The 22605-nt window shown below is 53.1% G+C and carries 19 protein-coding genes and 1 rRNA gene (1 of these 20 only partly in view); 5 read left to right on the forward strand and 15 right to left on the reverse strand.

Annotation, left to right across the window (positions count from 1 at the left end; translation table 11 throughout):
* Nucleotides 1–870 (reverse strand): 16S ribosomal RNA (locus tag HUN04_10375); it reaches 690 nt to the left of the window's first position.
* Between the two features lie 598 nt (nt 871–1468).
* Between HUN04_10375 and ltaE the strand changes: the two genes are divergently transcribed.
* Complete coding sequence (gene ltaE / locus HUN04_10380; GenBank protein WDP90088.1) at nt 1469–2479, forward strand: low-specificity L-threonine aldolase; 1011 nt, start codon at nt 1469–1471, stop codon at nt 2477–2479.
* Here ltaE and HUN04_10385 read toward each other — a convergent pair.
* The 6 genes from HUN04_10385 to HUN04_10410 all read right to left on the reverse strand — a co-directional run bounded on the left by HUN04_10385 (nt 2469) and on the right by HUN04_10410 (nt 7937).
* The gene (locus HUN04_10385; GenBank protein ID WDP90089.1) at nt 2469–3308 is read right to left on the reverse strand and encodes a hypothetical protein; all 840 of its coding nucleotides are present in this window, start codon (nt 3306–3308) and stop codon (nt 2469–2471) included. The genes ltaE and HUN04_10385 overlap by 11 nt on opposite strands.
* A 27-nt stretch (nt 3309–3335) precedes the next feature.
* Nucleotides 3336–4649, reverse strand: coding sequence for a citrate synthase (locus HUN04_10390; GenBank protein WDP90090.1), 1314 nt, complete (start codon nt 4647–4649; stop codon nt 3336–3338).
* A 108-nt stretch (nt 4650–4757) separates the two neighbouring features.
* Nucleotides 4758–5009, reverse strand: a complete 252-nt coding sequence (locus tag HUN04_10395) for a zinc ribbon domain-containing protein (protein WDP90091.1) — start codon at nt 5007–5009, stop codon at nt 4758–4760.
* Between the two features lie 97 nt (nt 5010–5106).
* Nucleotides 5107–6813, reverse strand: coding sequence for a DNA repair protein RecN (recN, locus tag HUN04_10400; protein WDP90092.1), 1707 nt, complete (start codon nt 6811–6813; stop codon nt 5107–5109).
* Nucleotides 6773–7777 carry an iron transporter gene (locus tag HUN04_10405; protein ID WDP90093.1) on the reverse strand — a complete coding sequence of 335 codons (1005 nt, stop codon included), beginning with the start codon at nt 7775–7777 and terminating at the stop codon, nt 6773–6775. The genes recN and HUN04_10405 overlap by 41 nt, the downstream gene beginning before the upstream one ends.
* Nucleotides 7743–7937 carry a conjugal transfer protein TraB gene (locus HUN04_10410; GenBank protein ID WDP90094.1) on the reverse strand — a complete coding sequence of 65 codons (195 nt, stop codon included), beginning with the start codon at nt 7935–7937 and terminating at the stop codon, nt 7743–7745. Before HUN04_10410 ends, HUN04_10405 begins: the two co-directional genes overlap by 35 nt.
* Nucleotides 7938–8056: 119 nt before the next feature.
* Here HUN04_10410 and HUN04_10415 point away from each other — a divergent pair, with 119 nt between their 5' ends.
* Both HUN04_10415 and HUN04_10420 read left to right on the forward strand, forming a co-directional pair.
* On the forward strand, nt 8057–9238 hold the full coding sequence (locus tag HUN04_10415; GenBank protein ID WDP90095.1) for a TraB/GumN family protein: 1182 nt from the start codon (nt 8057–8059) through the stop codon (nt 9236–9238).
* Nucleotides 9239–9424: 186 nt separating this feature from the next.
* Complete coding sequence (locus HUN04_10420) at nt 9425–10642, forward strand: HDOD domain-containing protein (GenBank protein WDP90096.1); 1218 nt, start codon at nt 9425–9427, stop codon at nt 10640–10642.
* Nucleotides 10643–10784: 142 nt separating this feature from the next.
* Here HUN04_10420 and purN read toward each other — a convergent pair whose 3' ends face one another.
* Nucleotides 10785–11504 carry a phosphoribosylglycinamide formyltransferase gene (purN, locus tag HUN04_10425; GenBank protein WDP90097.1) on the reverse strand — a complete coding sequence of 240 codons (720 nt, stop codon included), beginning with the start codon at nt 11502–11504 and terminating at the stop codon, nt 10785–10787.
* Between the two features lie 31 nt (nt 11505–11535).
* A complete protein-coding gene (locus HUN04_10430; protein ID WDP93244.1) occupies nt 11536–11781 on the reverse strand; it encodes a hypothetical protein in 246 nt (81 codons plus the stop codon).
* Between the two features lie 104 nt (nt 11782–11885).
* On the opposite strand from HUN04_10430, the gene polA reads away from it, so the two are divergent.
* Both polA and HUN04_10440 read left to right on the forward strand, forming a co-directional pair.
* A complete protein-coding gene (gene polA / locus HUN04_10435; protein ID WDP90098.1) occupies nt 11886–14570 on the forward strand; it encodes a DNA polymerase I in 2685 nt (894 codons plus the stop codon).
* A gap of 50 nt (nt 14571–14620) precedes the next feature.
* Nucleotides 14621–15448 (forward strand): NAD(+)/NADH kinase, encoded by an 828-nt coding sequence (locus tag HUN04_10440; protein WDP90099.1) that lies wholly within the window; start codon nt 14621–14623, stop codon nt 15446–15448.
* Here the strand turns inward: HUN04_10440 and HUN04_10445 are convergent.
* From HUN04_10445 to HUN04_10470, 6 genes are all read right to left on the reverse strand, one after another.
* Nucleotides 15445–16968: a hypothetical protein gene (locus tag HUN04_10445; GenBank protein ID WDP90100.1), complete on the reverse strand. Its 1524-nt coding sequence runs from the start codon at nt 16966–16968 to the stop codon at nt 15445–15447. The two genes, HUN04_10440 and HUN04_10445, sit on opposite strands and share 4 nt — an antisense overlap.
* 175 nt (nt 16969–17143) lie before the next feature.
* Nucleotides 17144–17668: a 3-isopropylmalate dehydratase small subunit gene (leuD, locus tag HUN04_10450; GenBank protein WDP90101.1), complete on the reverse strand. Its 525-nt coding sequence runs from the start codon at nt 17666–17668 to the stop codon at nt 17144–17146.
* Nucleotides 17669–17689: 21 nt separating this feature from the next.
* The gene (locus tag HUN04_10455; protein ID WDP90102.1) at nt 17690–18976 is read right to left on the reverse strand and encodes a 3-isopropylmalate dehydratase large subunit; all 1287 of its coding nucleotides are present in this window, start codon (nt 18974–18976) and stop codon (nt 17690–17692) included.
* A 24-nt stretch (nt 18977–19000) separates the two neighbouring features.
* A complete protein-coding gene (locus HUN04_10460; GenBank protein WDP90103.1) occupies nt 19001–19594 on the reverse strand; it encodes a helix-turn-helix transcriptional regulator in 594 nt (197 codons plus the stop codon).
* Between the two features lie 64 nt (nt 19595–19658).
* The gene (locus tag HUN04_10465; protein ID WDP90104.1) at nt 19659–20291 is read right to left on the reverse strand and encodes a YigZ family protein; all 633 of its coding nucleotides are present in this window, start codon (nt 20289–20291) and stop codon (nt 19659–19661) included.
* Between the two features lie 41 nt (nt 20292–20332).
* Nucleotides 20333–22372 (reverse strand): transporter substrate-binding domain-containing protein, encoded by a 2040-nt coding sequence (locus tag HUN04_10470; GenBank protein WDP90105.1) that lies wholly within the window; start codon nt 22370–22372, stop codon nt 20333–20335.
* Nucleotides 22373–22605: the final 233 nt, after the last annotated feature.

Consider the following 22605-nt stretch of genomic DNA (forward strand, 5'->3'; position numbering starts at 1 on the left):
ACACCAGGCTTTAATGCCCGGTACACCGAGTGTACAACGTTTACTGCGTGGACTACCGGGGTATCTAATCCCGTTCGCTACCCACGCCTTCGCGCCTCAGCGTCAATATCGGTCCAGAGAGATGCCTTCGCCATCGGTGTTCCTCCTGATATCTACGAATTTCACCTCTACACCAGGAATTCCTCTCTCCTCTCCCGTATTCAAGTCTTGCTGTTTCAAGTGCACTTCCAGGGTTGAGCCCCGGGCTTTCACACCTGACTGACAAGACCGCCTGCGCGCCCTTTACGCCCAATAATTCCGAATAACGCTTGCGCCCCCCGTGTTACCGCGGCTGCTGGCACGGAGTTAGCCGGCGCTTCCTCCACAAGTACCGTCAATAACTGTAACTATTAATTACAGTTAATTTCTTCCTTGTTGACAGAGCTTTACGACCCAAAGGCCTTCTTCACTCACGCGGCGTTGCTGCGTCAGGGTTTCCCCCATTGCGCAAAATTCCTCACTGCTGCCTCCCGTAGGAGTCTGGACCGTGTTCCAGTTCCAGTGTGGCTGATCATCCTCTCAGACCAGCTAACCATCGTGGTCTTGGTAGGCCGTTACCCCACCAACAAACTAATGGTACGCAGACTCATCTCCAAACAATTGCTTCCAAGGATAGGCCATCTTTCATCAATTGACTTATGCCAACCGACTTTATCCGGTATTAGCTAACCTTTCGATTAGTTATCCCGGGCTTGAAGGCAGATTATCTACGTGTTACTCACCCGTGCGCCACTCTACTCAGGATTGCAAGCAATCCCTTTCTCGTTCGACTTGCATGTGTTAAGCACGCCGCCAGCGTTCATTCTGAGCCAGGATCAAACTCTCCAGTTATAATCCTTTTACTAAAACTTTAAGGTCATCTCCGCCGTTCAATTTTACCGGCAGAGTCGTTTTGTGACCCGCTCATTCTTGCTTCACTGACCAATTTTCAAAGATCAAAAAAAACCCTTCCCGGTTCAGCCGATGAGGGGCTGCCCCGTGAAGGCTTGCGAATAATGCACTAAACCGTTTTTGATGTCAACGATTATTTTCATATTTTTTCTTTTTTTCTTAACCGCCCCCCATTCCTCGTTTAGAAAAAGGAACAAAACCCTATTAAAAACAAGAAATTAGGCAGAAACAAAAAAAATATCAACCCACACAATCATAGACAATGGTGATACACCCAAAGGGAAAATCATATGCCGTTCCCAGGACCATGAACAAGGTTTTTACAGAATTTGCCCGTTTCCCCGGAACACTCACGGTCATAAAAGCACTGGCCCGGAAAGGCATGACCATGATATGTGTCACACATGAAACAGGGTTTGCCCTGCATGGCACTATTTTCATTTAAGGGACAAAAAGAACACCGGCCCATGTTTTTTATCGGCCCCATTTGAACAGGCCCCCAATATTAACCGGAGATCACACAATTTGAGGAACTGCAATGCCCATTGATCTGAGAAGCGATACCGTCACCCGCCCCACCCCGGAAATGAAGGAGGCCATGATCCAGGCCCCGGTTGGGGATGATGTATATGGAGAAGATCCAACAATTAACCTGCTGGAGAAAAAAGCTGCAGCAGTCACCGGCAAGGAGGCAGCCTTGTTCTGCAGTTCCGGCACCCAGTCCAACCTCCTGGCCCTGATGACCCACTGCCGGAGGGGGGATGAATACATTGTGGGGCAGACTGCCCACACTTACCGGTACGAGGGGGGCGGCGCCGCTGTCCTGGGCAGTATCCAGCCGCAGCCCCTGGAGTTTGAAGCCGACGGCACCCTGGACCTTGACCGGGTGGAAAACTTCATCAAGCCCGATGACTTTCACTTTGCAAAAACCCGGCTGCTCTGCCTTGAAAATACCCAGGGCGGAAAAGTATTGCCCCTTCATTATCTCAAAGCAGCTCGAAAGTTTACCGATGACAGGGAATTAGAGCTACACCTGGACGGCGCCCGGGTTTTTAACGCCGCCGTACAATTAAATGTTGAAGTCAAGGAAATTGCCCAGCATTTTGATTCACTCTCCTGCTGCCTGTCCAAGGGACTGGGGGCCCCTGTAGGTTCAGTGCTCTGCGGTTCCAATGAATTTATTAGCCAGGCCAGGCGGTGGCGGAAAATGCTGGGCGGCGGCATGCGCCAGGCCGGTATTCTGGCAGCTGCAGGCATCTATGCCCTGGAGCACCATGTGGGACGCCTGGCCGAAGACCATGAAAATGCACGGTTTCTGGCCCGGGGCCTATCAAAAATAGATGCCCTCAATATTCAGCCGGATGATGTACAGACCAATATTCTCTTTGTGGAGACCGGGGCCGTGTTCAATGCCCTGGCCGACCACATGGCAGCCAGGGACATTTTAATTGACCGGGATCCACATCTGCGCCTTGTTACCCATCTGGATGTGGATAGAAAGGATATGGAAACCGTAATCCTGGAATTCCAATCTTTTTTTAACGGATAAACCGCTGGGGAAAATCAGTGATAATGCCGTCAGCACCTGCATTGACAAACCGCATATAATCATGGGGATCATTGACGGTAAAAAGATTGACCCGCTTTCCCCGCGCTCTGATCCGCTTTAGCTCGTCGATGGTGATCAGTTTCCCCTTGATGTTGAGAACCTGAAATTCATCATTGGTAAACACCGGATCTGAAAAATCCAGGAACATATCACGATCCCGTCCCACCAGCGCCTGAATCTCAATCTCGGGCGCCCGATCTCTCACCCACCTGAGCCACTGGTGGTTAAAGGAAGAAACGACCACCCGGCCCGGATCAAAACCCGCCCTGGCAAGATCAGCCAGGGTCCGGGACGCGATAAAATAAGGCTCCGGTTCATTGCCGTGGTCTTTAAGTTCAATATTAATCTGCCAATCCAGGTTTTTGGTTAATATCAGACCGTCATACAGGGTCGGCACTTTTTCATCCCTGAAAGCGGCCAGATCCTCAGGGCTGATCTGGTCCCGGGTGCCAAAGGGATCCGTCCGCTCAAGATGAGAACCGGCCTCCAATAGTTCAAGGTCATTCAGGGTATGGGCATCCAGACGATCGATGCGGCCTCCCGGCCAGAATGTCTCTTCAGGATGTTCAGGATCGTAACCCAGTTTTTCCGCAGCGTTGGTGCATCGGGTCAAGGTGGCGTCATGGAAAAGAACAAGGTGGCCGTCTTTGGTCAGGTTGACATCCGTCTCCCATCGGTGAGCCCCAAATTCATGCCCCAACCTGGCTGCTGCCAGGGTATTTTCCGGGGCCAGGCTTCTGGCCCCGCGGTGTGCGATAATTTCAACCATAATATTTTTATCTATTCTCTTAGGGTGTCAACAGATATCAGATCCGTTTTTTCTTTGGCCAATGGGGATGTAATCCTTTACCGTCTTGCCGGTGTAAATCTGTCTGGGCCTGGAAATTTTCATCTCAGGATCCTCCGTATCTTCTTTCCACTGAGCAATCCATCCGGGAAGGCGGCCGATGGCAAACATCACCGGAAACATTTCTGTGGGGATGCCCATGGCCCTGAGCACGATACCGGAATAAAAATCCACATTGGGGTAGAGGTTCTTTTCCTTAAAATAGGAATCTTCAAGGGCGACTTCTTCCAGCTTCCGGGCAATGTCCAGCAAAGGATCGTTCCGACGAATCTTGGACAGGACGATGTCGCACATTTTCTTCATGATTTTGGCCCTGGGATCATAGGTTTTATAGACCCTGTGGCCGAACCCCATGAGGCGGAAGGGGTCGCTCTTGTCCTTGGCTTTGGCAATACAGTCCTCAATGGTCATCCCGTCCTTCTCGATTCTCTGCAGCATCTGGATAACGGCCTGGTTGGCCCCGCCGTGGAGCGGTCCCCACAAGGCTGAAATTCCGGTGGAAATCGCCGCATAGAGGTTGACCTTGCTGGAGCCCACCACCCGAACGGCCGTGGTGGAACAATTTTGCTCATGGTCGGCATGGAGAATCCAAAACACATTCAGGGCCCGGACCAAATCATCGTCAATCCGATAGGGCACCACCGGGGAGTCGAACATCATATTCAGAAAATTGGCGCAGTAACAGAGGTCAGGCCTTGGGTAATTTACCCGCTGGCCCGTTGAAATCCGGTAGGCCATCGCCGCCATTGTTCTGATTTTGGAAATGATCCTTAAAAATGTGGTGTTCATCTCCATTTCCGTTCCCTCATCCAGATCAACCAGTTCCGGATAAAAGCTTCTCATGGCATTGACCATGGCCGCCAGAATCCCCATGGGATGGGAATGGGCCGGATAGTTCCGGTAAAATGACTTCATGTTCTCGTGGAGGGGAGAAAAGTCGTTAAGGTAAACCGAGGTCCGGGTTAATTCCTTGCGGGTGGGCAATTTTCCGGTAACGAGCAAAAAGGCCGTTTCCACAAAGGTGGAATGCTCCGCCAGCTGTTCAATGGGGATGCCCCGGTACCGGAGGATGCCCTGCTCCCCGTTCATATAGGTGATGGCGGACCGGCATGCGCCGGTGTTTCCGTATCCGGGATCAAAGGTAATACAGCCGGTCTCCTGCCGGAGACGCCTTATATCAATGGCCTTTTCGCCCTCTGACCCCGTAAACACAGGCAGAATGATTTCTTTCCCATCAATAATTAGTTTTGCCGTATCTTCCATATATCCTCCTCAAGGCCGGCCGCCTTTACGAACAGATTGTTTGAAAAAAGTATCCCGAAAAGAAAGTCCATGGGGCGGGGCCCATGGACCGGAAAAGGTGCTGGATGATTACCCCCGTGTTTCCCCCGGGACGGTGTAGGTTTTACACGATCCGGAAGAACAGGTCCGTTCCTGGGTCTGAACCCCTTTGGCACCACCGGCGGAACCGGAGCTGCCCATGGCATAATTGGTGGCGGAGACCACCCGCTCAAATTCCGTGGACTTGCATTTGGGACAATTGACATCTTTATCGTCGGAACCCATTACAATCACTTCAAAAAACTCTTCGCACTTGGTGCACTTGAACTCGTAAATCGGCATTATAACTCCTTAAATAATACAGGCCCGGGAAAGGTATATTTTCATACCCGGGCCGAATTTACAATAGTTTACTAATATAATCACATTTGCTGTTTTGTCAAGCAGATGCCGTGTGAAGCAGCTCCCTGGCATGGGCCAGGGTGGCATCAGTGATATCGGCGCCGCCAATCATCCGGGCAATTTCCTCCACCCGGTCCTCCTCGGCGGCCAAAGGCACGATGGAGGTAGCGGTACGTCCGTCCACCACCTCCTTGAAAATCCTGTACTGGCGTACGCCGTACCTGGCGATCTGGGCCAGATGGGTAATACAGATCACCTGATGAATATTGCCAAGTTCTCTAAGCTTGAGCCCCACTTTATCGGAGGTGGCACCACCGATACCGGTATCCACTTCGTCAAAAACCAGGGTTTCCAGGGACTGCCCCTTTGAAAGCACCGCCTTCAGCGCGAGAACGATACGGGACAGCTCTCCCCCCGAGGCAATCTTTGCCAGGGGTTTGGCGGCCTCCCCCGGGTTGGGACTGAGCAGAAAGCCCACCCGGTCCATGCCCGCAGCCGTAATTTTTTCATTTTCCCGGGTGGCAATATCCCCCGGATTTGTTGTTTCTGCCGTGGAAAATGCCACCTCAAACCGGGCCCGGCCCATCTCCAGGGCACCCAGTTCGGCCTGGGCCAGGCGGGCCAGTACAATGCCCTCTTTTTGCCGCCGCATGGACAGGGCGCGGGCTTTTTGCCTGATCCAGGTTTCATTTTCCTCTAATTCTTTTTCCAGGGTTTTTATTTTTTTCCCCAGCCCCAGATTTTCCTGCAACTCTCCCGCCATTTCCCTGTACTGATCGAACAGGGCGTCAAGGCTGCCCCCGTATTTTCGTTTGAGCCTTGCGATGAGGTCCAGCCGCTGATCCACCATTTCCAGCGATTCGGGATCCAGATCAATGGTATCGGTATAGCTGCGAAGATCGGAAATCAAATCCTGAAGTTCAAAGGATACCCCGTTCAGCCGCTCTCCCATTTCCTGAAGACGGGAATCGCCGCTGCTGTATTGGCGGAATCTGTCCGAAAGGGAGGTGATCCGTTCCAGCAGCGCCCCTTCCCTGTCATAAATTTCGTGAACCGCTCCGTTCACGGTCTCAAAAATTTTTCCGGCATTCTGAAGCTGCTCCCTTTTTTGGGCCAGTTCCTCATCCTCACCCGGCAGAATATTAGCCGCCTCTATTTCCTCCACCTGGAATCTTAAAAGCGCCTGTTCCTTTTCCGCAGTCTCCTGGCGTATTCTCAACCGATGGATTTCTTTTTTCAGGGGAACAATCTTGCGAAACAGCCCGGCCACCTCCCTGCGCAACTCCCAGGTACCGGCAAATTCATCCAGGATATCCAGATGGTTTTCCTCTTTGAGCAGGCCCTGGTGGGCATGCTGGCTTGAAATCCCGGCAAGGTTCAGGGTCACCTGGCGAAGTAAATCCAATGTGGACTGGCGGGAGTTGATATACACCCGGCTTTTTCCCGTACTTGAAATCACCCGGCGGATGATGAGACCCTCTTCTGTATCCATTCCCTGTTCGACCAATACCCTTGCCGCATGGGAATCCTCGGCAATGTCAAAGCAGGCCTCAAGTTCGGCACTGTCCCGCCCCGTACGGACCAGGTCCGCCGAGGCCCGGGAGCCCAGCAGCAGGTTCACGGCTTCAATAATAATGGACTTTCCCGCCCCGGTTTCCCCGGTGAGTACAGACAGGCCGGAGCTGAACTCAATGCGGAGATCTTCAATGATTGCAAAATTTTTTATGGCCAGTGCGCTGAGCATAATACCTCCTGAGCAGGGAAAACCCCCAATATAACCAGGCCGCAGCAAAGGCGGCGGCGAGCCTGGGCACCCACAGCCAGAACACCGGGAGCCCCAGGGGCAAAAAAAGTGCCGGATCTTCGATCATGGCATGGTTGACCCCGATGGAAAGATGGAGCCTTGTCAGGGCGGACTTTTCATAGGCACCGGTCTTGGTCTCCTCAACAATCACTGCCGATCCATAGGCCAGCCCGAACACCGCCGCCGTCATCCAAAGCATGCCCGAGGATCTGTCCAGCCCCATGAGGGAGACCACCGGGGACACCACCCGGGTTACCCCTTCGATCACCTGGAAAGTTTTGGCCATTTCCATTGTCACCATCAATGGCATAATAATACAGAAAATCTGGATACACAGCCGGCCGGTACCCAGGGCCCAATCCGCCAGCATGGGTATAAAAGGGCCGGCCGCAGCAGCGGTTGCCGCCTGGGATGCCGCACCCGCCACTTCAGGATTAACGCCCAGAACCCTTCCGCAGATAAAGGTCACCCCAAAAGACATGGCGATCCTGAATACCGACGCCAGAAAAAAATTCAGCCCTGAGTTGGCCTGTACCAGGCTTTCCTGGATGATATTATGTGAAATCAGGGTAAATACGGCTATCAGGATCATGTGGTCCATGGAAAAGGACATCACCGACAATGCCGCAACGGTCCCGTAAATCCCGGTAAACAACCCGATGACCAGCACCACGGCCGCCGATGCCGGCAGATGGATCAGCGACATCAAAGGCTCCAGGAGAAAATCAAGATGGTAAAGCAGCCTGAAATGAACCAGCAGGGTCGTAGCAAAGGATATGGGGATCAGGATTTTCAGCAGCCAGATCAGGCCGAACCACCCTTTTTTCACTCCCCTCCCGGCACTGGCCTTTACCTTTCCGAAAACGGACTCAGGGTTTTGCGCCGGCAGGGATGGATTTGTCATGGTTCGGCGGGTCGACATTCTTTTTCACGGTTTCGTTGACGGTGGCGTGGACGTCCTTGAACGTCTCATGCACATTGGTGGGGGACAGCCTGCCCATTTCAATGAATTTGACAACAATTTCCTTGGTGGTTCTCAGTATCTGTTCGTCTATGGATTTCATAAAAAAGATGAATACCAGAACCGGTCAGCCAGGTCAAGAATTTGGTATTGCCATGGATAATAAAGTGATTATAATACACAATCTTAACTTAACCCAATAACGGTAGAGGCAGTTTACATATGTCAGAAGAGAAGACACCCAGCAACGATATCCACAACCTTACCTGGGACGGCAAGGAGATCACCCTTATCGGTACGGCCCATGTTTCCCGGCACAGCGCAGAACTGGTCAAAGAGACCATCGAAGAACAGGCGCCGGATACGGTCTGCGTCGAGCTGTGCAACACCAGGCTGGCCACCATAAGGGATGCGGACCGGTGGAGAAATATGGATATTGTGAAAATCATCAAGGAAAAAAAAGCACTGATGCTTTTCATGAACCTGCTGCTCTCTTCTTTCCAGAAAAAAATAGCCGATAAATTCGGAATCAAGCCGGGCCAGGAAATGATCAATGCCATTGCTGCGGCAGAAGCGGTGTCCGCAGACATTGTCCCGGCCGACCGTGAAATTCAGACCACCCTCTCCCGGGTATGGCGGGGCATGGGGTTCTGGGAAAAACTCAAGCTCATCTTTTCCATGGTATTTTCCTTTGGCCAATCCGATGAAATAGAGGAAGAAGACATTGAAAAGATGAAACAGGAGGACATTCTCCAGTCCCTTCTCTCGGATGTCAAGGAGGCACACCCCATCATTGAAAAGGCACTCATCGACGAACGGGACCAGTTCCTGGCCGACCATATCCGCAGTGCACCCGGGGAAAGGATTGTGGCTGTGGTGGGCGCCGCCCATGTGCCCGGGATCAAACGCTACATTGAAAACCGGACCCCCATCGACGTGGATGAACTCAACACCATACCTGCACCGGGAAACATGGGAAAAATCCTGAAATGGATAATCCCCGGCCTCATCCTCCTGCTCTTTGCCGCAGGTTTCATGATGGAGGGTAAAAACGCCGGCACGGACATGATCTGGATCTGGATCATGGCCAACGGCATATTTGCCGGCATCGGCGCCCTGGCCGCCCTGGCCCATCCCTATACCATCGCCTCATCCATTGTGGCCGCCCCCCTGACCTCCCTGAATCCAATGATTGCGGCGGGCTGGGTCTCGGGCCTGGTGGAGGCCTTTTCCAGAAAACCCAAGGTCAAAGACCTGGAGGCCATCCCCACCGACATCACCACGGTGAAAGGCTTCTGGCGCAACAACGTCACCCGGATTCTTCTGGTGGTCATCTTCACCAACCTGGGCTCCACCATCGGCACCATGACAGCGGTGCCCCTGATGCTCAAACTGATTTCCTAGCATTATCTGCAGCCGCCGGCAGCCCATCCGCCGGCGGCTTGCCCTCCGGTCACCGGGCCTGTCCCTGCCGGAGCGGTCTCCGTGTTTTTCTTGATTTCGCCATTTAATGGGATTATAGTATTGAAATCCTGAAATATTTAATCCCGAATCAAATAAACATTAACCGAGCACCGGAGCTTGACCCCCATGGAGATTTTCGTAGCCCGACAGCCTGTTTTTACTGCCGAAAAAAAAATCTTCGGGTATGAACTTCTGTTCAGAATCAGCCTGGACAATGCATTCCCGGATATTGACGGCACCACCGCAACCTCCGGCGTGCTGGCCAACACCTTTTTCTCCTTCGGGCTGGATAACATCCTGGCCGGGAAGCCCGGACTCATCAATTTCACCCGGGACCTGCTGGTCAGGCAGACCCCCCTGATATTTCCCAAAGAGCATATCATCATTGAGGTGCTGGAAGATATTGAGCCGGAACCCGAGGTCATTCAGGCCCTGAAAAAATTCCGGGCGGAAGGCTTCCGCATTGCCCTGGATGATTTTGTTTATGATCAAAGATTCGATGAAATGATTGATCTCTGCCATATGATCAAGTTCGATATCATGGCAACCCCACTGGATACCCTGGGGCCGGTGTTTTCGACGGTGCTCGGGAAGCGGCCCATTGACCTTCTGGCTGAAAAAGTGGAAACCTATGAGGAATTTGAGCAGGCAAAACAGATGGGGTTCGGCCTCTTCCAGGGATATTTTTTCTCCAGGCCGGAAATCCTGTCGAAAAAGGGACTCTCAGCCAACCAGATCACCAACCTCAAACTCATCAGCGAAACCGTCCGGAGTGATCCGGATCTGAAGGCCATCGAAAACCTGATCAAAAAAGACATCTCCGTCTCTTTCAAGCTGCTGAAATTTATCAACTCAGCCTATTTCAACCGGCCCACCCCCATTGACACCATCAGGGACGCCATCACCTTCATGGGGGTGAACGAACTGAAAAAATTCATTAATGTGGTGGTGGTATCCGACCTGAATCCGGGCAAACCCAATGAACTGGTCAGATCCTCGGTGATCCGGGCCAGGATGTGCGAGCAGTGCGCCAACGTTTTGAACACTCCGTACTCGCCGGATGAATTATTCACCCTGGGACTTTTCTCCGCCATGGATGCCATCATGGATATGCATATGGAGGATATTCTCTCCGGAATCTCCCTTTCCGACCGGATCAAGGATGCCCTTTTGGGCAGGGATAAACTATTCAGTCAGCTCCTTGAGCTCATCATCAGTTTTGAGCATGGCGACTGGCAGCACCAGCGCTTCCAGTCCTCCAAAGACAGTTCACTGGTCCGGGCCCTTCCCGATTTTTATCTGGATGCTTTGAAAATGGCTGATTCCTTCTTTGCCATGATCTGAAAACCGGCCTTTTGTCCCAACTTCTTCGTTGTAAAAAATTTTGAATCCTGGACATACTCGATGTATGACTCCGGTTAAAAATTTTTCACGCCTTGAATTTAAAACAAAATGACGGTTTTCACCCGCTGTTCATAAGATTGGGTTATACCGACTCTGCATATTTCTGAATACAGGCGGGATAGAGTTCCCATTCCCTGGCCAGGCCTTTTTTCTTCACATCATCCAGGGTATCGGTATCCAGAATTTCAAAGGCCTTCTGTCCGATGATGGGGCCGGTGTCTTCCCCGTAATCGATAAAATGGACGGTACAGCCGCCGATTTTGCACCCGTACCTGAACGTATCCCCGTACCCGTCCGTCCCCGGAAACGAAGGCAGCAGTGCCGGATGGATATTCATGATCCGGTGTTTGCCGGACTCTGTATTGATCCGATCGATAAAATAAGGGGTCAGCACCCGCATAAATCCGGCCAGGACAAGCAGATCCATATCATAGGCCAGGATCTTGTCCAACAGCGCCTTTTCTGCAACGGCCCGGCTTTCTAAAAAGAAAGCAGCCTTTTCCGGATCTTTTTTGGGATCCACAAGGCGCTGCTTGCCCGTGATCTCATCCAGGCTGAAATCGTCGGGCAGGCAATTGCCGCACCCATTTTGTCTGCAGGCAGAAATAATTTCGCCATAGTCCACCACAAAGGTATCAATACCGGCCTTTTCCGCCCGTTCCAGCCCCCGGACACCGGGGACATCGGAGCCTGTGAAAAGGATCTCGGCGTCGATATTTCCTGCACTGCAGGCGTCGATGATGGCCTGGAGATTGGTGCCTCCGCCCGAAATCAGCGTACCGACTTTCAACTTTTTGCCCATATTTTTCCCCTTTTAGATGATTGGCTAATGGTTATTGGTTGCCGTAACCGTTCTGCTGTCCGCAGTCCGGGCAGTCCCAGGTAATGCCGTTGCAGGTCATCCCCCACTGGTTTTCATACATGCAGGCCTGGCAGATGGAAAATCCGCACCGGCACTGCCAGCAAAACATGAATTCCCCGCCGCAGCAGTGGCAGGTGTGCGACCTTTTACGTCTCCGTCTTTCTTTTCTGGACTTTGCTCTGTCGGCGGCCTTATCAGCAGCCCCATTGGCAGCCATCCCGGCGGCATTTTCGGACATAATATACTTCTCCTTTCTTTAAAAAGATAGTATATATGCCCCTAATTAAAGAATAATTCAATATTGAAAATTAAGGAATTTCCATGGCGGACCAGAAAACCATTTACCTCATCGACGGCAGCGCCTTTCTTTACCGGGCCTTCCATGCCATTCGCAGCCTATCCACATCCAAGGGCCACCCCACCAATGCCACCTTTGGATTTACCCGGATTCTTTTAAAACTCCTTAAGGAGAAACAGCCCAAGTACGCTGCTGTATTTTTCGATGTCAAAGGCCCCACCTTCCGCCATAAAATGTATGATGAATACAAGGCCAACCGCCCGCCCATGCCCGAAGAACTGGCCCTGCAGATCCCGGATATAAAAGAGGTCACCCGGGCGCTGAAGATTCCCATTGTCCAGAAACAGGGATATGAGGCAGACGACCTTGTGGGCACATACGCCCGGCTGGCCCAGGAAGACGGATTCCGGGTGGTCATGGTCACCGGGGACAAGGATTTCATCCAGTTGATTTCTGATGACTGCATCCTATGGGATCCCATGAAAGACACCGTGACGGACAAGGCCGCCGTCATGGAAGAGAAAGGCATTGAACCCGAACAGTTCATTGATGTCCTGGGCCTTGCCGGGGACACGGCGGACAATATCCCCGGGGTAAAGGGCGTCGGGCCCAAAACCGCCATCAAGCTGGTGGCCCAGTTCGGCTCCATCAAAGGGATCTATGAGAACCTGGACAGCCTGAAGAAAAAGAAAAAACTCCATGAAAACCTCAGTGCATCCAGGGAGATTGTGGAACTAAGCCGTGATCTGGCCGCCATTGACCGGCAGGTGGCGGTGAAAAAAAAGATCAGCGAATTTAAACTGACGGAATTTGACACCCAGCGGGCCTTTGAACTTTTCAAGTCCTTTGAATTCAAGAATCTGGCCACGGAATTTGCCGCCAAGGCCGACAAAACCAAAAAGGTATACAAGCTCATCACCGCCACGGCAGAGATGGAGAAACTGGCCTCGGTCCTTGAAAACAAGGGGCTTTTCGCCGTGGATACGGAAACCACATCCAAAACCGCCATGGAAGCGGACCTGGTGGGCCTCTCATTTTCTTATATGGATGATACGGGATACTATATTCCCGTGGCCCATACCCAGACCTCGGATATCACCATGCCGGAGAAAGAAGATATTTTACGGATTTTTAAACCCCTGCTGGAAAATCCGGAAATTAAAAAGGTGGGACAGAATATCAAGTACGACTATATTGTCCTGGCCCGGTACGGCATTGAACTCAAGGGCATTGTATTCGACACCATGATCGCCTCCCATCTGCTCAATCCCGGCACCCGGGGCCACAGCCTGGACCGCATTGCCATGAACCTTTTCGGCTATAAAATGATCTCCTATGAAGAGGTGGCGGGAAAGGGGAAAAGCCAGATCGGGTTCAACGAGGTGCCCCTGGATATGGCCGCCGATTATGCGGCAGAAGATGCGGACATCACCTTCATGGCATACAAAGAACTGAAAAAGGAAATCACGGCCAAGGGCCTTATGGACCTAATGGAAACCATTGAGGTGCCGTTGATTTCAGTGCTGGCCCGGATGGAGATGTCAGGCATCGGGGTGGATCCCCAGGAGCTGGCACAGATGTCCCAGACCTTTGAGACCGAACTAAAAGAACTGGAAAAGGAGATCTACGGCCTGGCCGGCGAGGAATTCAACATCAATTCATCCCAGCAGCTGGGCGTCATCCTCTTTGAAAAATTGGAGTTGAAGGCCGTCAAGAAAACCAAGAAAAAAACCGGGTATTCCACCGATGTCCAGGTGCTGACCAAGCTGGCCGAAACCCATGAACTGCCAGAACGCATATTGAGATACCGGACACTGGGCAAACTCAAATCCACCTATGTGGATGCCCTGGCCCAGCTCATCCACCCGGAGACCGGCCGGATCCACACCTCTTTCAACCAGACCGTCACGGTAACGGGCAGGCTCTCCAGTTCCAACCCCAACCTCCAGAACATCCCCATCCGAAAGCCCGAAGGCAAAAAAATACGGAAAGCCTTTATTCCGGCCCAGGGCTGCACCCTGATCTCTGCGGACTATTCCCAGATTGAGCTTCGCCTTCTGGCCCACTGTGCAGACGACACCATCCTCATTGAGGCCTTTAATAACGACGAAGACATCCACACCCGTACGGCCCTGGAGGTCTTCCAGGTCCTGCCCGGCCTGGTCACCGACGATTTGCGCAGCCAGGCCAAGGCCATCAACTTCGGCATTGTATACGGGATGAGCGCCTTCCGCCTTTCCAACGAACTGGGCATCACACGGAAAATGGCAGGCGCCTATATCGACAACTATTTCAGCCGTTATTCCGGGGTAAAGGCCTTCATCGAGGACACCGTCAAGGCGGCAAAGGATACCTGCGAGGTCTCCACCCTTTTCGGCCGGAAGCGGCGGCTGGATGACATCCGCTCTTCCAACGCCAACCTGAGGAATTTTGCGGAGCGGGCCGCGGTCAACACCCCCATCCAGGGCAGTGCCGCCGACCTTATCAAATTGGCCATGATAAAAATGGAAAAGGCCCTGGCCGACGAAGGGATGAAATCAAAAATGCTGCTTTCCGTCCACGACGAAATCATCTTTGAAGCCGCGCAGGAAGAAACCGACGCCCTCATCGCCCTGGCAAAGGACGTCATGGAGAATGTCACTCCGCTGAAAGTTCCCCTGAAGGTCAACTTCGGCTCCGGGGAGAACTGGGCGGCGGCAGACCATTAAAATTACAGGCGCCATTGGAGCGGCCACGGAATAACAATAAGGATGGACTTGTGACTCAAAAGCGTATCGGGATTGTCATCAAAAATGAAGCCTATGCCCAGGAAAAGGCCAAAGAACTGATCCGTAAACTGGGGGACAATTGTGTGGTCATCGACACCCAGGAAACGGAAAAGCGCCCCATTCCCCGGGACCTCATCTGCATTGTCGTTCTGGGGGGAGACGGCACCTTTTTAAGTGTTGCCCGGTACATTGAAAACTGCGGCATCCCGCTGATGGGTGTTAAATTCGGAGAAGTGGGATTTTTGGCCGAAATCACTGAAGACCGGCTCTACGAAGCCATTGAGGCCATTTTCAGGGGAGATTATATTATCCGGGAAAGAAGCCGGCTGGACATCAAGGTGTTCCGGGAGGGTAACATCATCATTGACGAAGATGTGCTCAACGATGCGGTAATCAACAAAGCAGCCCTGTCCAGGCTTACGGCCTGCGCCGTCTACCTGGACGACACCTATCTGACCACCTACCGGGCCGACGGCCTCATCCTGGCCACCCCTACCGGTTCCACGGCCTATTCCCTGGCAGCCGGGGGACCGGTTGTCCATCCGGCCGTCCCCTCCATCATCCTTACCCCCATCTGCCCCTTTACCCTGACCAACCGGCCGCTCCTCATTCCGGACCTCACCCGGGTGGAGATCCGGCTGGAAGGCGGCCCCGAGGACATGATCCTCACCCTGGACGGCCAGGAGGGATTTGCAATGGACCCCCGGGATAAAATCTTCGTAAAGAAGAGCCGGAACAATGTCCGGATGATCTCATTTGAGGACGACTCATATTTTAAGGTGCTCAAGACACGGCTGCACTGGAGCGGTGGGCGCTAAGCGGTCTGAATTCCCACGTCACCGTCCACCAGCGAGACCATCTCCTTTGCCAGACGCCGGAGCGCATCGGCGTTCCGGTCCACTTCGCCGGCGCCGGTTTTTACCGCCGCTGCCTGCTCCCCGAGGTCGGCCATTTCCTTGGATACCCGGACCATGCCCTCGTCATTTTCTCCGGTCATCCGGTCTGCCTCTGAAAATCCCTGGGAGGCTTCCTGGATATTCCGGGAAACTTCCGTGGTGGCGGCGGACTGTTCCTCAACGGCATTGGCAATCCCCTCCACCTTTGCATCGGCCTCCCGCACAATGGATGAAACCTTTTCCATCACCCCGGCGGCTTTTTGGGTGGCCTCCTGGATGGCCCGAACCTGGCTGCTGATCTCCCCGGCCGATCCCGAGGTCTGAACGGCAAGTTCCTTGATTTCCGTTGCCACCACGGCAAACCCCTTACCGGCCTCCCCTGCCCGTGCCGCTTCAATGGTGGCGTTCAGGGCCAGAAGATTGATCTGTTCTGAGATATCGCCGATGGATTCAGTGATCTGATTGATGGCGGTTGCGGATTCTTCCAGCCCGGCCATCCGGGCCATGGCCGTCTCGGTGCTGGCCACGGCATTGGCCGTGATCTCCCGGGTGGTTTCGGCGCTGCTTGAGATATCGGATATGGTGGCGGTCATCTCTTCACTGGCGGAAGCAATATTTGAAAAATTGCTGGAGGCCTGGGTCATCAGGGCCACCATTTCATGGGAATTGCCCTTCACCTGCTCAGCAATTTCGACGGCCTGGCCGAGCCCGTCGGCCATCATGCCGGCATTCCGGGTCATCTCCCCGGAAGAGTCGCTCAGGCTTTTGGATGTCCGGTTCAATTCCTCGGCATTGGCGTTCACCCCCTCAATCACCCGCTCCATGGTCCGGGTATGCTTTGAAATTTTTTCGCTGTCCGCCAGGGACTGCCAGTACCAGAGATAGTTGTCAACGGCCATGCGGATGTACATGAACATGGAAAAGACCAATAATGCGCCGATGCCCATCCCCAAAGAGGACCCCATGTAAAAGGCCCAGACCGTAATGGGCAAAAGAACCGTAATGGTGAATGCCCTGGACAAGGCCTGGTGGGGCCCCAGGGAAGAGGTGGCTCCGGCGGCCAGGCCGCAGCAGATGACCAGTGTCACAAAGCAAGGCCACTCCAGGGGGTAATACAATGCCATGACCAGGCTCAGCCCGCCCCAGAGCAGACCCGACCCGACATTCATGGCAATAAGCACCGCCCCCCATTTTTCCGGGGCCCTGTCATAGAGAAGGGGGATCTTACGAGCCAGCGCCAGGCGCAAACCGGACAGAAAAAAAATCGCCGCGCCAAACCCCGCCAGTACCGGGAAATGATCGCTTTTCATGGGCGTCATCACGGCAATAAAAAGATAGAGAACAAAGTGTGCCACCACCGAAGTTAAGGACCGGCCGGCCAGGTCCAGTATCTGTTCTTTCTTAAACCGAGACACCAGGGCCGGATCAACTGATTTTCCCACGAAGACCTCCTTTCAATAAAAAAAACGACAACTTATCAAAGGAACACTGTTTACAAAATTTCACAAAACCCCGGGGAAAGTCAAGAAAAAAGAAATAGGAAAGAGACGAATAAAAAGCGGGGAAAGGATCCGAAAAGAATCATTACCTTCCCCGCCTCCGGCAGCGGAAAGACGATCAATAATTTTTATCGGCGAATTCCACCCACCCCCCGGTCTGCACCAGGGTTTTGTCAAATTCCGAAATCCGGAACCCGAATTCAAGGGTTTCTGGCCCTGCAACGGCCGAAATTTTGCCCTTTTCCACATCCACTTTCAACTGCCCCTCCCCGTTTTTGCACAGGGAAAAGAGGTCATTGATATCCTTTTCAGGCAGTTCAATGGCCATCATTCCGCAGTTGAACATGTTCTGCCGGAAAATCCGGGCAAAGCTGGGTGCGATAACCACATAAATCCCGTTGACCTCCAGTGCCCAGGGCGCGTGTTCCCTTGACGAACCGCAGCCGAAATTTTCCCGGGTGACAATAACGGACACCCCGTCCAGGTCCAGGGCCGGGTCAAATCCTTCCATCTTCAGATCTTCCAGGAGATGGGGTTTCATTGCGGTTTTCTCAATTTCCGTCAGGTATTTGGCCGGAATGATTTCATCGGTGTTGATATCTGCCCGGTCCAGGCAGAGGATCTTTCCTTCAAAGCGTTTCATATTTCCTCCTAAATCCGTGAATCAATCCGCGAACAGACGGGAATTGGCAATTTCACCGGCGATGGCTGTTGCCGCCGCCGTGGCGGGGCTCATGAGATGGACCATACCGCCCTTGCCCATACGGCCGTTGAAATTCCGGTTGGTGGTGGCCGCGGCCACCTCGCCCTCGGCCAGGACCCCGTTGCTCATGCCCAGACAGGCCCCGCAGGTGGGGTTGGTCACGCAGAATCCGGCATCCATGAAAATTTTAATAATCCCCTCTTCCAGGGCTGCGGAAAAAATATCCGGAGTGGCCGGAGAGACAATCCCCCGGATCCTGCTGGAAATTTTTTTGCCCTTGAGTACGGCGGCCGCCACCCTCAGGTCCTCCAGGCGGCCATTGGTGCAGGATCCGATATAAACCTGATCCACAGGGGTGCCGGCCATTTCGGATACCGGCCGCACATTGTCCGGCTTGTACCCGAAGGTCACCTGGGGGGCAAGGTCGCTCACATCCACGGTAAGGGCTTTAGCGTAAACGGCATCCCCGTCGGAACGGAATTCAGCGTATTCGGCCAGGGCCGCTTCTTTGGAATCGAACTCATCCTTTATAAAGGGCCAGAGGTATTCCACGGTGGTCATGTCCGGCTGGCAGATCCCGGAAGTCGCCCCGGCCTCAACGGCCATGTTGGAGAGGGTCATGCGCTGATCCATGTTCATGGCATCCACCACGGGACCGGTGAACTCAATGACCATATTGGTGGCCCCGTTCACGGTAACCCTGCGTATCACCTCCAGGATGATGTCCTTGGCATAGACCCCGTCCCGGAGCTGGCCGGTTACCTCAATTTTAAAGGTGTCCGGTTTCTTAAATGTACAGACCCCCTTGAGGATGCCCACCTCCAGATCGGTGGTGCCCACACCGGCGGCAAAGGCGCCGAAGGCCCCGTGGGTGCAGGTGTGGGAATCGCCCATAATAACGGTGAACCCGGGCCGGACAAATCCCTTTTCCGGAAAAATGGCATGGCAGACCCCGTTGTTGCCGATGTCAAAGAAATCCCTGATATTATGCCGCCGGGCCCAGTCCCTGAGGATCTTGCCCTGCATGGCGGTCTTGGAATCCTTGGCCGGGGTTACATGGTCGATGACGGCCTTGATCTTATCCGGGTCAAAGACCCGGTCCTTTCCCCGGGCCACCAGGTCCTGGATGGCCGTGGGCGTGGTGATTTCGTGGCAGAACACCCGGTCCAGGCGCAGGACGCTGACATTCCCGAAGGGCTCGTCAACCAGGTGGGTCTCAAAAATTTTTTCTGCGATTGTTTTTCCCATGGTAACTCCTATAAAAAAGGGCCGTTATTCATTTTTGACGGGCTTTTCTCCAAAATAATCCTCCCCGTCCGCCGGGGTGACGATCCAATAGGCCTGGAATTTTTCCTCCCCGGTGTTCTTGATCACATGGGGAATCTGGGAAAAAAAGGAGAGGGTGTCCCCGGCGCAGATCTCATAGGCTTCGTCCCCGTAAATCAACTGGCCCTGACCGGCGATGACGATGCCCAGTTCACGGCCCAGGTGCCCGTCGTCCGCATCTCCCCGTTTCTGCCCCGGGGCCAGTTCCAGAAAAAAGGCATTGAAAGAATAATTGCCCTTGGACTGGCTTTCCCCGCACAGGGTTTCGTACTTGAACCCCTTGCGTTCATAGGTTTTGCGCTGATCTTTTTTGACAATCTCCACCCGGGTCATGGTCTCGTAATCTTTAAAGAACTTATTGGGGGGCACCCCGTAGACCTCAAGAAGCTGGAGCAGGGTATCAAGGGAGGGGGAAATCCGGTTCCGTTCAATCTGGGACAGGAGACTTGAGCTGACCCCTGCCTTGGTTGCCACTTCCTTGATGGTCAGGTTTCGGGAATTTCGAATTGCCCTGAGCAAAGGGCCCAGTTTGGTTTTCATATGTCCGCCGATTCAGTATAGTTAATTTTGCTTTAATCATACTGAATTGCAACATCTTGTCAACCTATTTTTCCTGAATATAATTCAGCAGCCCCTGATTTTTGTATTCATTTAAAAAGGTTTTGAACGCGGACAGGTCCTGTGCCTCCACGGAGAGGGTGTGGTCAACCTGTTCGCCGTAATCGGTGTGAGCGACTTCGACTTTAAATGTTTTGATCCGGCTTAAAAAGGTATCGTTCATCCCGTAGGGCAGCGCCACCATGATGGTCTCGGTTTTAACAAGCTTCACCAGGGGCGCGGAGTCTATGGCAGCGGCCACGGACTGGGCATAGGCCTCGATCAGCCCCCGCACCCCCAGTTTCACCCCGCCGAAATAACGGGTGACAACGGCGGCCGTGCAGGTCATCCCATGGCTTTGCAGGGTATTGAGCATGGGTTTGCCCGCCGTACCCGCCGGTTCTCCGGCATCGGAGGAATGGCAGAACTGCCCTTTGTCCCCCACCACATATGCCCAGCAGTTATGGGTGGCCGTATGGTTGTCCTTGGCCACAGAGGTGATAAAAGCCTTTGCCGCTTCCATGGATTCGGCATAGGCCAAGGAACATATAAACCGGGACCGTTTAATCTTGATTTCTGTAATCCGAACCGGATCCGAGGCGGACCGCCCCACTGAATAAAAATATTTTAACTGGCTCATGCCAAGGGTATATTACAATTACCCGCCAAAGGAAAGGGGTGTCAGGATTCTGCCGCAATGGGCAGGCAGATTGTAAAGCAGGCCCCCTGCCCGGGAGCGGTGGCCACCTTCAGTTCCCCCTTGTGGACCCGCGTCACAATATAATAGGATATGCTCAGGCCCAGCCCCGTTCCCACCCCGGGGGGCTTTGTGGTGAAAAAGGGGTCAAAAATCTTTTTCTCAATATCTTTGTCCATTCCCGGGCCGTTGTCTTCGATGGTAATTTCAAGGAATCGGCCAGACGTTCCCGGGGCCACGGACAATTTCAGGCAAGGGAGGTAACCCGCCCCCTTTTCCTCCCGAAAGGCCGTCATGGCATAAAGGCTGTTCTGAATGATGTTCAAAAACACCTGCTGCATCTTGGTGGGGTCGCAGGAGACCCGGATACCTTCATCCCGATAGAATGTAATACATTCAATATCCCATTTTTTATCGTCCGCCTGGGGAAGGTGGGTACTCCTGGCCAGGTTCATGGCCTCATCCAGAATGCCTGGGATCCGGCACCGGACCGTCCGGTCATTGTCCTGACCGGCAAAGGCGAGCATATTGCTGACGATCGTGGCGGCTTTCTGGCCGGCACTTCTGATATTGGACAAAAGCTTGGGAATTTTTTGGGCCGCCATAAACTGCCGGATCTGTGAGACCTCCCAGCCGTCACGGCTCTCTTTTTCCAGATCTTTGACCAGGATCGAATTGAGAAGTTCCGCTGTCTGGATCATGCCGGCCAGCGGATTATTAATTTCATGGGCAATGCCGGCGGCCATGCCCCCAAGGGACATCATTTTCTCCGACTGGATCATCATCTCTTCCATCCGGACCTGCTCGGTGACATCCTCTGCATGGATGACCACGCCTTGCCTTTCGGAGAGGGCATAAACGGTGATATCTTCAAAACGCAGTTCCGTACCGGTATTGTATGATACCCGGGACTGCCTGAAAGGAGTCCCTGTTTCCAGTACCTCCCGGACGCAGTCCTTAGTAATGACCGGATGGGTGGTCAACCCGTCAATGCGGCGGCCCACGGCCTCTGACTTTGAGATTCCGGTACGGGCTTCGGCTTTCGGATTCCAATGGCGGACCCGGCCGTTTCGTTCAAGGCTGATGACCACGGTGGGCATGGAAATAAGGATATCGTCGATCTGCTGCAGCGCCTGACGTAATTCACCGGTTTTCAGGGCCACCTGTTTTTTAAGCATCCTGGACCAGATAAAAAAGCCAACGGCCAGGACAAGAAGGGGGCCGGCCACAAAGGCAATGTACCGGGCAACCCTTATTATTGTATTCTGCTGTTCGTAGACCCCGAACCACTTTTCGTAAATCCGATCGTATTCCCCCGATGTTTTAAGGAGGCTCAACCCCTCGTTCAACTTGGCCAGCAGGCTTGAATTGCCCTCTTTCACGGCAAGGCAGTATTTGCGCTGAATGATGGGCTCCCCCACCGCCACAACGTTTTTAATGTGCTTTTCCTTGATCAGAATCAATCCCTGAAGCCTGGAGACAACGGCACAATCCCCTTTGCCATCGGCCAGCAGCGACAGCACATCGCCGATATTTATCTTTGAAACGATATCAGGGGTCAGTTGTTTTTCACGGATGTAATCATGTCCCAGATCCCCCTCCTGGACAAGGATGGTTTTCCCCCGGGCCTGGTCAAGGGACTTGATGGGGCTTCCCGCCCTCACGAACACCGCATAGGAAGCGATAAAATGGGGAATCGAGAAATCTACCTTTTTATCCCGCTCCGGGGTATTGAACATCCCCATGAGCGCATCTATTTTTCCGGATTCAAGCTCCTGCCTCACTTGATTCCAGGGGCCAAGGACAATCCGGATGTCCATCCCCATTTCCCTGGCCACGGCCCTGGTAATATCCACATTAAAACCGCTCGGCTGCCCGTTTTCATCCAGGAATTCATACGGCGGATATTTATAATCCCCTTTCACCAGGAGGCCAGCGGCATGGACATGGAAAAGGAACGGGAAACAGCATAACAGAATGATAATTGCAGATTCCGCAACTCGAATTGACTTAATTCCTAACATCCGGTCTTCTCCTGGACGGCATATTCCCGGTCAATTGGGTACGATACATGGTATACATATTGGGAAATTTAATTCTACTATCGAATCGAATTTCTGACAATAGATTATCCGCCAATCCCGGTTCCGGTTCATAGGAAGGCCTGCAGGGACGGCGGATCGGCGCGGCAGGCCCTTCCATTTATTTCCAAAACTTGATAGATTCACGGCCGATTCTATAACTCAAGGAGCTGTAC

This window comes from Desulfobacter sp., assembly GCA_028768525.1.
GTDB lineage: Bacteria > Desulfobacterota > Desulfobacteria > Desulfobacterales > Desulfobacteraceae > Desulfobacter.